At 37.6% G+C, this 16,237-nt stretch carries 12 protein-coding genes and 2 other annotated features; of the genes, 2 read left to right on the forward strand and 10 right to left on the reverse strand.

All coding sequences use genetic code 11. The features are described from left to right. Nucleotides 1–39: 39 nt before the first annotated feature. Entirely contained in the window at nt 40–2,706 is a 2,667-nt protein-coding gene (locus tag SCI76_RS02010; RefSeq protein WP_063247984.1) for an MMPL family transporter, read from the reverse strand. Further along, nucleotides 2,703–3,164, reverse strand: a complete 462-nt coding sequence (locus SCI76_RS02015; RefSeq protein ID WP_048020875.1) for a MarR family winged helix-turn-helix transcriptional regulator — start codon at nt 3,162–3,164, stop codon at nt 2,703–2,705. Before SCI76_RS02015 ends, SCI76_RS02010 begins: the two co-directional genes overlap by 4 nt. Before the next feature lie 255 nt (nt 3,165–3,419). On the opposite strand from SCI76_RS02015, the gene SCI76_RS02020 reads away from it, so the two are divergent. Next, entirely contained in the window at nt 3,420–4,628 is a 1,209-nt protein-coding gene (locus SCI76_RS02020) for an MFS transporter (protein ID WP_168760781.1), read from the forward strand. A 68-nt stretch (nt 4,629–4,696) separates the two neighbouring features. On the opposite strand, the gene SCI76_RS02025 is transcribed toward SCI76_RS02020, so the two are convergent. Then, the gene (locus SCI76_RS02025; RefSeq protein WP_168760780.1) at nt 4,697–6,097 is read right to left on the reverse strand and encodes an amino acid permease; all 1,401 of its coding nucleotides are present in this window, start codon (nt 6,095–6,097) and stop codon (nt 4,697–4,699) included. Nucleotides 6,098–6,483: 386 nt separating this feature from the next. Here SCI76_RS02025 and SCI76_RS02030 point away from each other — a divergent pair, with 386 nt between their 5' ends. Next, entirely contained in the window at nt 6,484–6,690 is a 207-nt protein-coding gene (locus tag SCI76_RS02030; RefSeq protein ID WP_063247985.1) for a hypothetical protein, read from the forward strand. Nucleotides 6,691–6,861: 171 nt separating this feature from the next. On the opposite strand, the gene thrS is transcribed toward SCI76_RS02030, so the two are convergent. The 7 genes from thrS to SCI76_RS02065 all read right to left on the reverse strand — a co-directional run bounded on the left by thrS (nt 6,862) and on the right by SCI76_RS02065 (nt 16,233). Next, complete coding sequence (gene thrS / locus SCI76_RS02035; RefSeq protein WP_328180149.1) at nt 6,862–8,079, reverse strand: threonine--tRNA ligase; 1,218 nt, start codon at nt 8,077–8,079, stop codon at nt 6,862–6,864. Between the two features lie 53 nt (nt 8,080–8,132). Further along, nucleotides 8,133–8,361, reverse strand: a binding site (T-box leader). A 39-nt stretch (nt 8,362–8,400) separates the two neighbouring features. After that, nucleotides 8,401–8,629 (reverse strand) — a binding site (T-box leader). Between the two features lie 665 nt (nt 8,630–9,294). Beyond that, nucleotides 9,295–11,037, reverse strand: a complete 1,743-nt coding sequence (locus SCI76_RS02040; RefSeq protein ID WP_407545000.1) for a sulfatase-like hydrolase/transferase — start codon at nt 11,035–11,037, stop codon at nt 9,295–9,297. Between the two features lie 433 nt (nt 11,038–11,470). Beyond that, nucleotides 11,471–11,929 carry a cell wall hydrolase gene (locus SCI76_RS02045; RefSeq protein WP_033579000.1) on the reverse strand — a complete coding sequence of 153 codons (459 nt, stop codon included), beginning with the start codon at nt 11,927–11,929 and terminating at the stop codon, nt 11,471–11,473. A gap of 191 nt (nt 11,930–12,120) precedes the next feature. Continuing rightward, on the reverse strand, nt 12,121–13,422 hold the full coding sequence (locus tag SCI76_RS02050) for a valine--pyruvate transaminase (RefSeq protein WP_275211126.1): 1,302 nt from the start codon (nt 13,420–13,422) through the stop codon (nt 12,121–12,123). A gap of 15 nt (nt 13,423–13,437) precedes the next feature. Continuing rightward, nucleotides 13,438–14,673, reverse strand: a complete 1,236-nt coding sequence (locus SCI76_RS02055) for a DUF6421 family protein (protein WP_168760775.1) — start codon at nt 14,671–14,673, stop codon at nt 13,438–13,440. A 28-nt stretch (nt 14,674–14,701) separates the two neighbouring features. Next, nucleotides 14,702–15,640, reverse strand: a complete 939-nt coding sequence (locus SCI76_RS02060; RefSeq protein ID WP_048020884.1) for a DMT family transporter — start codon at nt 15,638–15,640, stop codon at nt 14,702–14,704. A gap of 32 nt (nt 15,641–15,672) precedes the next feature. Further along, entirely contained in the window at nt 15,673–16,233 is a 561-nt protein-coding gene (locus tag SCI76_RS02065; protein WP_048020885.1) for a hypothetical protein, read from the reverse strand. Nucleotides 16,234–16,237: the final 4 nt, after the last annotated feature.

The raw sequence follows: 16,237 nt of genomic DNA on the forward strand, positions 1-16,237 counted from the left end.
CGTTATATCTGATTGGTGATAAAATCCAGCATATATAAGTTATTCTTCTACTTTGTATTTTTCTTTTTTTCGAAGAAACGGCCACCAGTTTCCTTCTCCAAGCGTCACGACAATCGCTGGCATAAGAAGCGGAAGAATAACAAGACCATAAAGTAAAAGACCGATGATAACAACTGTTGCTACATGAACAAGCGTTAATACACCTGATGGCATCATAGCCCCAAACGTTCCGGCTAGGATAATAGCGGCAGTAATAATAACCGAACCCATCTTACTCATAGACGTAACCATGCCTTCTGCTACGCCGCTTTTCACTTCTTCGTTAAAACGGTCTAACAAGAAAATAGAATAGTCAATTCCAAGAGCAACTAAAATAACAAAACTAAAGAATGGCACGGCCCAGCTGATTCCGTCATTCCCCATTATATCAACGAATAGAAGCTCTGAGATTCCCATTGCTGTATAATACGTAAGCAACAGTGAAGCAATCATGTATACAGGCATGATCATTGAACGGAATAAAATGGTCAGCACAATAAACAGTCCAATCATCATAACAACCATTGTGCGTGAAAGATCCGTTGTGGATAAATCTTTTAAATCTGCATTCGAGCTCGATACGCCTCCGTACACAATTTCTGTATGCTCAAACGGCGTATCAACGACTTCGCTTGCCACCGCTTTTTCAATATTTTTTACGGTTGAAATGGCTTCTTCAGAATATGGATTTTGATCAAGCACTACGCTGAGCTTAACTCCTTTTCCATCTGCAAAAGAATAGTTGTCGATGGATTGTTTAAACCCTTTATCTTTCATCACTTCTGTTGGAAGATAAATACCCGTATCTCTAACTGTTGAGCTGTCACTCATGTTATCAAGCATACCTGTTGCTTTTGTTAAGCCATCTGAGATCTTCGTCAGTCCGTCATTCGCACTGTTAACGCCTTTTGCTAACTGGTTGATACTGTCTGATAACGTTCCAACTTGACCTTGCTGAGCTGAAAGATTCTCATTTGCTTGTTGAAGACCGGTTTGAATGGTAGTAAGCTGTTTGCTGATTGCTGCAAGCTGAGGAACCGCTTGCTGCACATTTCCTGTTGTAGAGAGCTGAGTGCTGACAAGCTGCAGCTGTTGATTAACTTGAGCTAATCCGTCTGCGGCAGGTGCAAGTGACCCGCCAGATTCTTTAGAAGCAGAACCCGTTTGGTCAGCTATTTGATTTAGCCCTTTTTCAATATCACTTAATCCTTTTTGTACATCTCCGATTCCTTTAACAGCATCTTTGATTCCGTCTGATACAGAGCCCAGCTGTGAATTAACATATAAATCATCAATCTTTTCTCCGGTAGGCTGTGTGATTGTCATAACAGAATCCACGTGATCCACTTTTTCAATTGCTTTGCTTATATTTCCTAAATACGGAATAACATCCGCCTTTGTTAACTCTTTATCTCCTTTAATGATAACATTGACAGGAAATGCTTTTCCTTCTCCCAGTGCGTCACTGATAGCATTTAGTCCTTTTATAGATTTATAATCACTGCTTATTTCAGCAGTAGAATCAAACGATACTTTTGAGTCATACGTTACAATAAAAGGCACGGTAATAATCGCTGTAATGACTAAAAATACGAACGGTCGCGCTACTGCCTTTCTTCCTAAAAATCCCCACAGCTTATTATCGCTATGAGAAGCCACTTTTTTAGACGGCCAAAATAATTTTTCTCCAAGCGTAACCATAAAAAGTGGCAGCAGAGTAAATAAAATCACTAGCAGCACACCAACTCCCACTGCTACGCCAACGGCCGATTGGAAAATAGCAAACTTGGCAAATCCGATGGCTGCAAAACCAATAAATACGGCAATTCCGCTGATAAATAGCGTTCTTCCTGCTGTACGGTAAGCCGTGATCGTGGCTTCTACTTTATCATGTCCGTTAGCCAATTCTTCACGGAAACGGTTAAGTAAAAGAATGCAGTAATCCGTACCTATTCCAAACAAAATAGCTACTAAGAACGTTTGCGTGAACGTTGAGATTGGAAAATCGACATTTTTAACTAAAATACCTAGTAACGATTGACTGATTAAGTATGTGATTCCCACAATTAAAATAGGAATAAACGGCGTCACGACTGAACGGAAAACGAGTAGAAGCAAACCTAAAATCAAGAAGATAGTAATAAACTCGGTTTTCTTTAACCCTTCTTCTGAACTGTGTGCAAAATCCTGATTAATAAGAGATGCACCTGTTACATATACCGTAGTGTCTTTTGGCACGCTATCATAAATCTGATTCGCTATTTTTTCAACTTTTTCATCCGATCCACTGACAGTAACCGGAACTAAAACGGTTTTTTTGTCTTTAGACATTAATTGATTACGAACATCTTGATCATCTGTTAAAGGCGTTGTAACATCTTTTATACCTTTAATTTTCTCTGTCTTATCAATGATTTTCTGTATTTGTTTCTCACTATCTTTATCTAATGCGTTATCTAGCTTGATCACCATGCTGATGGTGTTACTGTCTTCCCCGGCATTTTTGAGAATTTGGCTGGCTCTAGATGAAACGGCATCATCAGGAAGCTGAGACTGTCCTTTTTCACTTGCGAGCTTTGTTAAATTTGGTGCCGTTAGCATCAATATAACTGTTAAAGCTAAAATGAAGGCCGCAATCACCCATTTAAATTTCACAATAAATTTCATTCTTTGCTTTCCCCTTTTGTAGTTAACTTTTCTTTTGCCATCGTAAGAATTTCAATAAATGTATCTATTTTTTCTTCTTCTACATCATCAAACAAATTCTCAATGATACTAAAACACGCGGCATTTCCGTCATTTATTACCTTTTCGCCTTCAGCCGTAATCCTAATAAGCTTAGAACGTTTATCGCTCTCTAGTTCATTAGTGTCCCACTCCACAAGCCCTTTTTCGAGCAGTTTTTTGATTCGATTCGAAATGGCACTTTTATGAACACCTTGCAAGACTGCAAGACTGCCAGGTGAAGACGGACCTTTAATCATTAAACTATTTAACAAATCAAACTGCTGCCTAGAGACATGTTCGAAGAGGTTATGGCTTATCTCTCTGTGAATGACTTCTGTTCCTACAAACAGCACTTCTTCAAAAAGTTCTACAGCTTGATATAACTTGCTTTTCGTCACTTCTTTCTCTCCTTTGCGCATTTAGTTTATAGGTATAAACTATCCCACTTTAAAAATAGTTTATAGGACTAAACTTTATTCTGTCAATAAATTTATGTCTGACTGTCTTCATATATGATAAAGATAAATGGAATTCGAAAAGATACCGCTTACATCAGCTTTTTTGGTTGTCAAAGCTCAATCACTTAAGTATTATTAGTAATTGACTTCTTTTCAAGGAGATATAAATTTTATACACAGAAAGGGTGAACACACATGGATACAATGCATGCTAATGAGCAGGTCAGTAAGAAAGATTCCTTTCCAATTGCTCTCATCTCGTTAACTCTTGGAGCTTTTGCTATCGGAATGACAGAATTTGTTATTATGGGGATACTGCCTAACGTTGCAGAAGATCTTCATGTTAGCATTTCGACTGCTGGTCAGCTCATTACAGGCTATGCTTTAGGAGTAGCAATCGGCGCGCCAATTTTAACTATTTTTACTCATCGACTTCCTCAAAAGCTTCTGCTTTGTTTACTCATGCTTTTATTTATTCTCGGAAATGCAATTGCTATTATTGCACCCAACTATGGAATTTTAATGGGAGCTCGTTTAGTTACGGCATTATGTCACGGTACGTTCTTTGGAGTAGGCGCTGTTATTGCTTCACGGCTCGTACAACCGCATAAGCGAGCAAGTGCTGTCGCAACGATGATGGCAGGTTTAACTATTGCAAATATCATCGGCGTTCCTGTAGGAACATTTATTGGTCAACACTTAGGTTGGAGAGCTTCGTTTGGAGCTATCACGATTATGGGGATTATTGCATTTATCGGTATTATTCTGTTTATCCCAAAGCTTGGTCAAGACAAATTAACAGGTCTAAAACAGCAGTTTGCTGCTTTTACCCAACCAAAACTTCTTGTAATGCTTCTTTTAAGCGCAATAGGATGCGGTAGTTTATTTACTGTGTTTACGTACATTACACCGCTTCTTGAAGACGTTACGGGAGTAAGTGAACACAGCGTTACGTGGATACTTGTATTATACGGATGTGGTGTTACGCTTGGAAACGTTGTTGGAGGCAAGCTTGCAGACTGGAAGCTAATGCCTTCGGTTGTAGGTATATTTGCTTTTCTTTGTATTGTGCTGACTATTTTTACGTTTACTGTTAAAAGCCCAGCAGCAGCTATTATCACGCTGTTTTTCTGGGGAGCAGCAGCTTTTGCTGTAATGCCTGGTATTCAAGTGAAAATTATGAACTTAGCACAGGAAGCACCTGCTTTAGCTTCTACTTCGAATCACTCATTTGCTAACTTGGGAAATGCTTTTGGCGCCTTTTTCGGAGGCGTAATTATTAACCATATGGGACTTACTTCACTTCCTTGGGTTGGCGCTATTTTTGTAGGAACGGCTTTTGTTATTAGCACTTGTCTGTTTATTGTGGAAACACGCAAAAAACATAGTGAACAATCGTCCTAACTGTCTAACAACTGAACAAAAAGCAAAAAAAAGAGCCTTTCTTGGATGAAAGGCTCTTTTTTTTGCTTCTAACTCGCTTTTTTCATTTCTTTACTTGTTAATCGACTGTGTTTACGAGAATAACCTATATACACAAATATACCAAGCACAATCCATATGCTAAAATATAGCCATGTTGTTTTAGGAAGATTAATCATTAAAAATAAACAAGATAATACAGATAAAATTGGTAAAACCGGGACAAACGGCATTGTAAATCCACGTTTTAAAGTTGGGTGCGTTTTGCGTAAGATGATAATGCTGACGCCCACCATACCGAAAGTTAAAAGTGCTCCGATATTTGCTAAATTCGCAAGTTCTTTTAAATCGATAAATCCTGAAATTAACGCTCCGATAATTCCTACTAGCCAAGTGGAGAGAGTCGGAACTCCCGTTTTCTCATTTGTTTTAGCAAATGCTTTTGGTAGCAAGCCGTCGCGGCTCATTGAGAATAAAATTCGTGTTGCTGCATAAATGTAGGCGAAAATAACAGCCATGATTCCAATGACAGCTCCTGCAGCAATAACTCCTGCCACTGCATTTTGTCCTACTGAATGAAGAACATAAGCCATTGCTTCTGGAACGTTCAGTTCTTTGTACGAAACAACTCCAGTCATAACAAGGCATACTGCTACATAAATAATTGTGCAGATCACGAGTGAGCTAATGATTCCAATTGGCAAATTGCGCTGCGGGTTCTTTACTTCTTCTGCTGATGTAGATAAAGCATCAAAACCCAAGAAAGCAAAAAATACGGCCGCTCCCCCTGTCACAACACCTTCAATTCCATAAGGCATAAAAGGAGTCCAATTAGATGGCTTCACATAAAAAGCTCCTACAACAATAAAGAGAAGGATAATAAATAATTTAACAAGCACCATGAAATTATTCACTTTTTTACTTTCTTTAGTTCCCCTTGAAAGCAGCCATGTAATAAGAAGGGTAATACAAATAGCAGGAAGGTTCACCAGGCCTCCGTTTGCAGGGATCGTAATCAATTCTTTTGGGAGTGAAAAACCAAAGCCTTCTAAAAAATTATTAAAATAAGAAGACCATCCATTTGCTACTGCTGACATCGTTAATAAATAGACGGAAAGCAATGTCCATCCCATTAAGTGTGCTACCACTTCGCCGATGGTTGCATATGTATAGGTGTAAACGCTCCCAGATACAGGTATAGTTGAAGCAAATTCCGCATAGCACAGCGCTGCAAAACCGCATACAATAGAAGCCAGTATAAAAGAAAAAATAACGGCTGGCCCCGCATCGTTAGCAGCTACTAAGCCTGTTAAAACTAAAACCCCTGTTCCTATTACGGCTCCAATACCAAGAAGAGTCAAATCGAATGCCCCTAATGTTTTGACTAGAGATTTGTTTTGACTTTGTTCTAATAATTGCTCGATTGACTTCTTTTTAAATAGTTTTCCCATTGCACTCTCTCCTCTCTGTTGCCACTCATCCATTAAAAAACTTAAAAATGACGTCTTTTCCTATTTGACTACGCGTTTTTACTTCAGATACAGAAGTAATTATATAGAAATAATTACTAACTTGTCTATTAGTATACTAATATCATTATATATATTTCAAGAGTTTTTGTAAGCGATTTCTTAATCTCTCTCTATTTTGTCTTTATCAACTAAATAAAGAAATCATCGTTGTGATTATGTATAATAAGTTTGAATAAAATTAATATTCTAAAAAATAAATAGATTCATTTCCAGATAGTTTTTTTCGCTACCTATCTTCAAATATAAATTCCTGACATAGGGATTATTTACAGAACGATGAATGTTTTACCTCAACGGGTGTTATAATGATGAAAACTGAAGCGTATGAAGGGCGGAGAGAGATGCTTAACTTACTTATTGGCTGTATTTTACTAGCATTAGGAGTGTACTTTATGTTTAAATTTCTTTTTTATTCTCCTTCTAAAAAGAAGCGAGGTCAGCAACCTATGAACAAATTGTCAAATGAAGATTCAGCTTTCCCCCGTACAAACGATTCGAATGGAACAAGATAATTTTTTTCATAAAATACCGGCGTTTGTCTAAGGCAAAAGTTATACTGCTGATATATATTATCTTATACCCTTCTAGTTCAATATTCCCTTCATTTTGGTGTAAGACAAGATGAAGGGAATCACTATCCGACTTAAAAAATCGGATTTTTCTATTTAGCAAGGTAAATGGCTTCAATAAACTCCGTTTGAATTTTTTTCTTTATTCAAGTGTACAGCTGCCTCTTCAACACTTACTGTTCCAATGTTTTTCTTCCCGTGCTTTCGCATAGCAAGCGATTTATTTTCTACTTCTTTATCTCCTATTACGGCCATATAAGGAACTTTGAGCATTTCGGCTTCTCTAATTTTCAAACCTATTTTTTCAATACGATCATCCACTTCAACACGATACCCTTGTGACTCCAGCTCGTGTTTCACCTTGTATGCATATTCCACATGCGGCGGTGCAATAGGCAAAAGCTTAAATTGAACAGGAGCCAGCCAAAGAGGAAATTGACCTTCATAATGTTCAATCAAGATGGCCATAAATCGTTCAACGGAACCGTATATAGCGCGGTGAATCATTACGGGACGGTGCGGTTTATTGTCTTCTCCAATATACATACAGTCAAACTTCTCTGGCATTAAGAAATCAAGCTGAACTGTTCCACACTGCCAGCTGCGGCCTAGGGAATCTAAAATATGAAAATCGATTTTCGGCCCGTAAAAAGCTCCGTCTCCTTCATTTACCTGATAGTCTAAGCCTTTTTCATTTAGCACCGATTGAAGCGACTTTTCTGCTTGATTCCATGTTTCAATATCTCCCATAAATTTTTCAGGACGTGTGGATAGCTCCACTTTGTAATCAAAGCCAAAATGTGAATAAAAGTCATGGATAAACGCTAGAATGCGGCTAATCTCAACTTCAATCTGATTAAGTTCTACGAATAAATGCGCATCGTCCTGTGTGAATGACCGGACTCTTAGCAGTCCGTTTAAAGAGCCCGAAAGCTCGTGGCGGTGAACCAATCCAAGTTCTGCGTATCGAACCGGAAGTTCTCGATAGCTTCTTCGCTTGCTGTTAAACAATAAAATGGCTCCCGGACAATTCATCGGTTTAATCGCATAGTTTTGTTTGTCAACATTTGAAAAATACATATTTTCATGATAGTGCTCCCAGTGCCCTGATTGTTCCCATAGCTCCTGTTTCATCATGATGGGAGTTTTTATCTCTTGATAGCCTGCTTTGTAATGCTTTTGTTTCCAGTAGTTTTCTAACTCATTTCGAACAATCATTCCGTTAGGTAAGAAAAACGGCATACCAGGAGCTTCTTCCATCGACATAAACAGCTCCAGTTCTTGACCTAATTTTTGATGATTTCGTTTTTCTGCTTCCATTTGTTTTGACATGTTCATTCCTCCAATATGTTTTTATTCAACAAAAAAACCGCACTCATCCCTAGTAAAGGGACGAATGCGGCCGTGGTACCACCCTAATTCCGTAAAATACCTATACGTATTTTACGCTTAAAAAGATAACGGTTTTACCGGTTGCAGTTTCAGTGTATACACATTCCCCGCCGCAGCTCCAAGGTGGTAAATTCATTTCGTTTTCTAAGGGTTCTCAGCCAGTGACCCTACTCTCTGTAAAGAAAATCCAAAAATGATTCATGTCCTTTTCAATGCTTGTATATTCATTTTTTCTACATAAAAAACCGCACTCATCCCTAGTGAAGGGACGAATGCGGTCGTGGTACCACCCTAATTCCGTAAAATACCTATACGTATTTTACGCTTAAAAAGATAACGGTTTTACCGGTTGCAGTTTCAGTGTATACACATTCCCCGCCGCAGCTCCAAGGTGGTAAATTCATTTCGTTTTCTAAGGGTTCTCAGCCAGTGACCCTACTCTCTGTAAAGAAAATCCAAAAATGATTCATGTCCTTTTCAATGCTTGTATATTCATTTTTTCTACATAAAAAACCGCACTCATCCCTAGTGAAGGGACGAATGCGGTCGTGGTACCACCCTAATTCCGTAAAATACCTGTATGCATTTTACGCTCAAAAAAGATAACGGTTTTACCGATTGCAGTTTCAGTTATGCACATTCCCTGCAATAGCTCTAAGGTGGTAAATTAGATGATTTCTTAAGGGCTCCCAGCCGCTGACCCTATTCTCTGCGAAGAAAACGGCACCTAATTCATGTCCTTTTCATTGCCAAATAATGTTTGTTAGTTGTTAAAAGTGATTATAGTGTATAAATTTTACAGAAGTCAAGAAATAATTTTTATTTTTTAATATTATAGAATTAATTTATGCTTAAATTTCCGAAAAGTTACTTAGGAATATATGGGCTTAAAAAGTTTTTTATTATAATATTAACACCTGCATTTTATTTTGTTTTTACCTTTATTGTGTAAAAATAAAGGCAAAAAAGAAAGATATTACAAGCACTTATTTGCTTTATCTAAGTATTATTAACGAATTAAAATCCAGTACTGCTCAAATCAGAATAAGTAACATAGCACAAGTATCATCAGTTTTTTTATTTATATACTAAAATATTAAATATACCTTTTTCTACTTACACCAATATTAGGCTTGAACTCGTCGAAACTATTTTTTATCTATCTTTAGACGGAAGCTCCTGGTACATGCTTCCACTTTGCGGAAAAATCCGTTTTTTCCTGAGTTGTTCTTTAAGAATAACATCAAGCTGCCGCTGAATTTTCCTTGTTTCATTTGTTGAAAAATACGGGTAAGCCCAATTTACTGTTTCTAACGGATCCTTGGTCAAATTGTACATTTCAATTTGATCCGGAACCGATGTTTCTTTAAGGTTAGTAAGATCTACAGGGTAACTTTCATATTGCTCTCGGTGGATGACTTCATCTTTTTCGTTAGGTGCTGACCGAAATTGCGGATTATCATGGTATCGAGCGTATTTCCAGATTTCCTTTCCTGCGGCTGATTGAAACTCGACAATGACCGCTTGAATGTGATTAGGCTGAACGACTGACGGATAGCTTTCTCCTAAAAAATTTGTTTGGTGAAGTCCTTTTGTCGGGTCATCATCCGTCATAAAGAAAATCGGTGCTTTTTCTTGATAGAGCGATGTTTCTCCTCTCAACGTTCCTGAGAGGTCTCGCCCAACAAATGGATGTACTTCCGTATGACTTTTTTGCAATTGCTTTTGAACAGCGGAAGCATCGATATTAGCCAAGCTAAGCATTGTCGGGATCAAGTCAACGTGACTAGTCAGTACGTCTGTACGTTGATAACTAGGAAACAAATGCTTGTTATGAATGAGAAGCGGCACGTGAATCGACTCTTCATACATGTTGTACCATTTTTGATGTAGTCCTCCGTGAGCCCCCAGCAAATCACCGTGATCCGACGTGAAAATAATAATGGTATTGTCATAGAACGAAGATTGTTCTATAGTCTGAAGGACTTTCAAAATTTGTTTGTCAACATTTTTTTGAAGCTGATAATATAAGCGCCGGTAGAAACTAGAATTTGGCGTCGGCTGCAGCGCTTTTGGGTAGATGTATTTATAGCTGCTTTGAGCGCTAGGCTTCGTTTGTAAAGATTCTCTAATAGTAGGTGGCGGCTCAATGTTCGGAATTGTCTCATCAATAGAAAACTGAAACATAGCAAGGTGTTTGGTGATCGCTCCGAACAGCGCAATGTCATGCGGGTTCACAAACGAAGCTACCATGAGCCAAGGCTGCGCAGTCTTTTGATATTCTAATCGTTGAATAAGCTCCATGATTTCCTCTGCATATATTTCGTCTCGTCCACTCACTCCAATGGCCGCAGATGAACCAGAATTGTGCGGGTTTTTCCCTTCCGGCTCTGGACCAATCCACCCTGAAAAACCAAACTTTTCAAGCTTATTAGCCCGTTGATAGAGGCGCTCTTTTTCTGGATCCGGTATTCCTGTTTGCATCTGGTAGCTAGAAAAAACGTTATGTGTTCCTGGAATTAAGATGTTCTCATCAGAAATATGCCATTTTCCTTTATAAAAGGTTTGATACCCAGCCTGCTTAAAATAATCTCCCATCGTTGGGACGGTATTAGGCTGCAGCCAAAACATATCAGGATCTTGTGACTTCTTTGCGATACCTTGCGTTTGGGTCACTCCGTGCAAGGAAGGGTACTGCCCTGTAAACAATGTAGCTCGACTCGGTGAACAGGCTGTAGAACCGACGTAGTGACGAGTAAACCCCATTCCATGCTGTTTTAAAAATTCATGTGCTTTTAAATGTTTTTTTCGCCACTTTTTTACTTCTTTACTTTCATATACGGGTGGAAATCGTTCTTCGTCCACCATAATCAACAAAAAATTAGGCTGCTCCTTCATGTTTACTCCTCCGCGTGTTTATCAAATGTTCTGTATTGATAAACTATGTAAAAAGTACTTTTTTTAGAAGAACGGAGTACGGTTCATGTCTTTTTATACCCAAACAAAAAAAGACTTAGAAGATTTCTCTAAGTCTTTCATAACGCGTTTCAATACGATATTCCTTATTTTTTGTATGCTTTTAGCTGCTGATTTCGTTTATAGGTACCCATTATACTAGGTATACCTACGATTACGCTTATCATAAAACTCCACATCATGTAGCGCCAATCCCCTGTAACAAGCGCTACTCCCATAAAAAAATGAGCTGACCAACAAGAGCTAACCATGAAGCTATCCAAGCAAACATCATATTCTCTTTCAAGTTATCACCTCATATTTTTAATAACTAAAAAAGCTAATGACAGCACGTAGCTAGCCATTAGCTTTTTTATTATTTTGCAAATACATGATGCCCTATTTTAATTGTTTCTTGTTTTTGGCGCAGCCATTGATCTCCCGTTTTATCAGGATTAAAGAAGAATAATGAACCTTTTCCTTGACCTTGGAAGTTAATGGCTTCTTCCACAGCTTTTTTTGAACCTTTGTCTGCAGGTTTATTAATTTGACCGTTGCTGACTGGGCTGTACTGACCTTTTTGATAAATAACGCCTTTTACAGTGTCAGGGAATTTGCTACTGTCGACTCTATTTAATACAACTGTTGCCACGGCTACTTTGCCTGCGTACGGCTCTCCTTTGGCTTCAGCTGATACAAGACGAGCTAATAGTTCTTTATCATTTTTATTTACTTGAATGTGCTGTTCATGAGCGGGTGCTGCAGCAAATGCTGAGTAACCTGCACCAAAACTCGGGATAAGCATTGCGATAGCAATTACTAGTTTTTTCATCATAAAAATAAAAGCCTCCTTGCTATTTCTTGACGTGGTTCATATGCTAGCAGAAATATAGGAGTCTTTCATTGCAAAAAATTATCCAATTCCAAAAGAAATTGGATGTCATTGTCTTCTTTAAGCAATCTTTAACTTATAAACTTGGACCTTTTATGATTACGTATTAGTTGCACTTCTAAATCTTTAAGAAATTAGATTTTTTCTGTTTCACATATAAAATCTGAACTGTATACTTTCTTGACTACTGACGAAAGAATATCAATTCCTTTCTTTAACTCCTCATCTGTAGCAGTAAGACTTATACGAATGCACTCCTGGTTGTGAGGACAAGACCGGTTGCCGTGAAAGAATGATCCGCCTGGTACTACAATCAAGTTTTCTGCTTTTAATTTATTGTATAGATCGTTATCACTGAAAGGCAAACCTTCTAACCAAAGCCAACCAAACAACGAACCTTCCGCTTTATGTAAATACCAAGGAGTATCATCCGGCATACGTGTAGTTAAAAGATTTTTTAAATAGTCATGTTTTTGTTTATAATGAGTTCTTATATAGTTAGCTGAAATTCCAGGTAACTTTCCGTTCTTTAAGGTGTTAACCACCATCCGCTGACCTAACCTAGAAGAGTGAATCAAAATATTTGATTGAAATGCTTCCATTACTTTTATGAAGTCACTTTTTCCTATAGCAATTCCTATTCTCTCTCCAGGCAATCCGGCTTTAGAAAGACTCATGCAGTGAATGATGTTGTCATGTATAATTGGATTCATTTCAACAAAGTTCATAGCCGGAAAAGGAGGTGCGTACGCTGAATCAATTAGCAATGGAATGTTATAGTCCTTGCATACTTGGGATATAAAGTGTACGGCTTCTTTTGAAAGAATGTTGCCGCTTGGATTATTAGGTCTTGATAATACGACAGCTCCGATATCTGGGTCCTGTGCTATTTTATCTTTGAATGCCTGTTTGTTAAATTCATAACGAAACGTATGATGATCAAGCTTTGAGACGATAGGAGGAATTCCTTCTATTATAGCTTCCTCTAGTGCCACTCCGCTGTACCCAGCGTAATCTGGCAGCATAGGTATTAATGCTTTTTTAACTCTTCCTTCTTTACTTGTACCACAAAATGAATTTATAGCTAAAAAAAACAGATTTTGACTTCCTGAAGTGATTAAGACTTGTTCTCTGTCCAGCTCAATACGATAATTCCTAAAGAAGTATTCTCTTATGCAATCAATTAATTCATACGTACCGTAACTAGAACCATATTGGCTAATCAAATTCTTTAGTTGTTTGTCGTTCACAATATCTCTTAAAGCTTCTTCCCACATTTCATAAACTTGAGGGAGTATGGCAGGATTGCCAGCGCTTAAATTCACATATTGATTGAGACCAGAATTGAGCACTTCTTGGATGTCATGCATAATAGCGCGAACGCCTACTTTATTAGTCATTTTGCTTCCTATTTTACTTAAATGCAAACCAGTCACTAGTGCACCTTCTCCTTAAAGATTATGGTCATCGAATAGTAAGTATGGAACTTCAATCTTTTTATTTTGCTGATTAATAAAGTAATTGTCCGGGATAACAAATTTATCACCGTTCTCACTAGGCAGTAAGTATTTTCGAACATAGCGTTCAGCTTTTTCTTTATAGCCAGAGTCACTTTGAATTGTTTCAAGTTGTTCAATTTCTTTTACTAAAAGGTCTAGTTCCTTCAAACACATGTCTAAATCTAAATAAGCATGGTCTTCTTTTCGGGAAATTGAACGCCCATTTACAACTAACCAGCTAAAAAGAAAAAATCCTGTGCCAGAATCAAAGTTTCGAGGTGCATTATGCTGACTAGGATACCTTAATAGACGTTCAAAGAGAACAAATTCTGTTATCTCTTCCCAAAAAGGATATTTTCTTTTATGAAGAGTCAGCACCGTCTGACAGTCTACTTTAACTTCTTCCAGTATGCCTGCAAAAAAATTCATTTTTGCCTGTATATGCTGGTCAAAAGGTTTATTTCCGCAGTGATGGTAATAATCATGTAGATATCCCCAGATTACCCTTGCCTGATAGGTGTCTTCTCTATTCATAGTATGAGATTTAAAGTTAAAATCAGGAAAGATAGAATACGCTCTTTTTAATGTATCATCATTGTATATGCTGTGAAATTTATTAAAGAAAAATATCGCGAAGTTTTGACTTGTTACCTTTTCTTTTGTTTTTACATTCTCAGGGAAAAATACAATACACTTCCCTTCCATAAATCCTTGAGTACCAGCCAACAGCTTTAAAGATTCACATCCATTTTTAGGATGAGGAAGGTCTGCTTCAATGGAGTTCATGATTTCAGGTTCATCACGAACGGCGATAAAGGCTTCTAAATAAAACCCTCTTTTTGTAGGGCCATTAGGCGTTACAATCGGTCCTAAAAAGAACGTCACCTCTCCGTTTGCAGGCGGGCTATAAGCAATTAACGTTTGATCAAAATAAGGAGATTGATCGAGTCCTCTTTCAATCCAATCACATACGTCATTTTTTAATGCATTCCACACTTCAGGTAAATTTAAAGAGTTATATATTGTTTCAGTTTCAGTAACTACTTTTAATAAGAGCTCTCTAGCTGTTTCGTAATTTCTTTTGACCTCTCCATTTGGGCCCTGATATTTTCTTATCTCATATAGAGTAGGTACTATTTTATCGTTTAATAACTCCACTAAACTTTGAGTATGATTTTTTGTTAACATGATTAAAACCCTCCTTTTTTTAGAACAGCTACTTAGCAGAAATATTTTTAGATGATTTAAGAGTAGAGTTATGTGTGTTTTTCTCTATTTGCTTTTTCAAGTTAATAAATATAACCCCCGTTATTACAAACGCTGTACCCATATAGACCTGTTTGTTTAATGTTTCACCTAAAAAGACAAATCCTACATATAAGGCGATAACCGGTGAAATAAATAGATGCGCCGTTGCTTTTGATATATGCCATTTTTTTAATAAATAAATATTAATAGAAAACCCCAAGACCGATCCTATAATAGCCAAGTACAATAATGAGATAAGACTAACCCCAGAGAAAGTGCGGTTTCCATTCTCTATAAATAAACTAACAATCAGTAAACAAGCGCCTCCACTTAGCATCGAAAAAGAATTAAAGGTCATAATAGGCAAGGATTTTATGCGAGATTGAACTTGAACAGTTATAAAAGCAGAACCTAGCATAGCCATTAAAATGACAATCATGGCTACTATTTGAGTAACATTTCCCTGTATAAACAGCTGATTTCCAAATACAACGCTCATACCAATTAGGCACATGACTACACCTATCTTTTGCCCTTTTGTAGCGGGTGTTCCTTTAAATAAGCGATTAAATAAAAGAGCAAATACTGAAATGCTGGCAGCTAAAACGGAAACAAGCCCGCTTGGCAAATAGACGGATGCCCAATAAACAGAACCAAACGGTAGAGCAAAGTACAAAATTCCGTTTAATGCTGAAATGATTACTACTTCTTTTGAAACGGCCATTTTTTTTGTGAATAAGAGGTAGAGGGCAATTATTAAACTAGCAATTAAAAACCTCATACCTGCTGACCATAGAGGCAAGCTATCCTTTAATCCAGTCTTTTGAAAAGCCCATGTCGTTCCCCCGATGACGGCTAATAGACAAAACAAAAGATGTACATGAATACGGGTTAATTTAGAAATCACTGTTTCACCTTATTTCTTTTTTAAAGTTAAGCCTATTTTCTTCCATGGAGCGTAAAACACATCGGCACTTCTCCAAAATCTTTTAAAACTGTTAACCCCTGCTCGTTAGCAGCTTTACTTGTTGTAATACATGCGTCTACTTTTTCTTCTAAGCAATCAATCGCCGCTTGAGCATTACTATTTACTAACTGAACATTGGGACTGATAGAATGAGCTAAATCAACAGGGGCAGGATGTGAAGCGATTAATAAACTGTTGTTCGCTATCACCTCTTCTTTTGAGGCAAGCACCATGTTATACGTTGGCATAATAAAGCTATCTACTAGCTCTAAACTAGTTAAATTTTTGAACACAATATCATGTAAGTAAGGATATACCGCGCAGCCTAAAAGAGCAGAACTCTCCGTTTCTTTTACATGAACTAAAGCTTCTTCCAACGTTTGATGCAAAAAGACCTGACCTTGTATGCTTTGGCGTTCAAACCACAGATAGCCTGCTTTTTCACAATTTGTTCCTTCAGGCCCTAAGGTATGGATAATGCTAATCTTTTGAAGCTGCTTATTTTTCTTACTAGACGACTCTGCAACTATCATAGCC

The organism is Priestia sp. HNGD-A6 (genome assembly GCF_045784335.1).
Taxonomy (GTDB): Bacteria; Bacillota; Bacilli; order Bacillales; family Bacillaceae_H; genus Priestia; species Priestia zanthoxyli.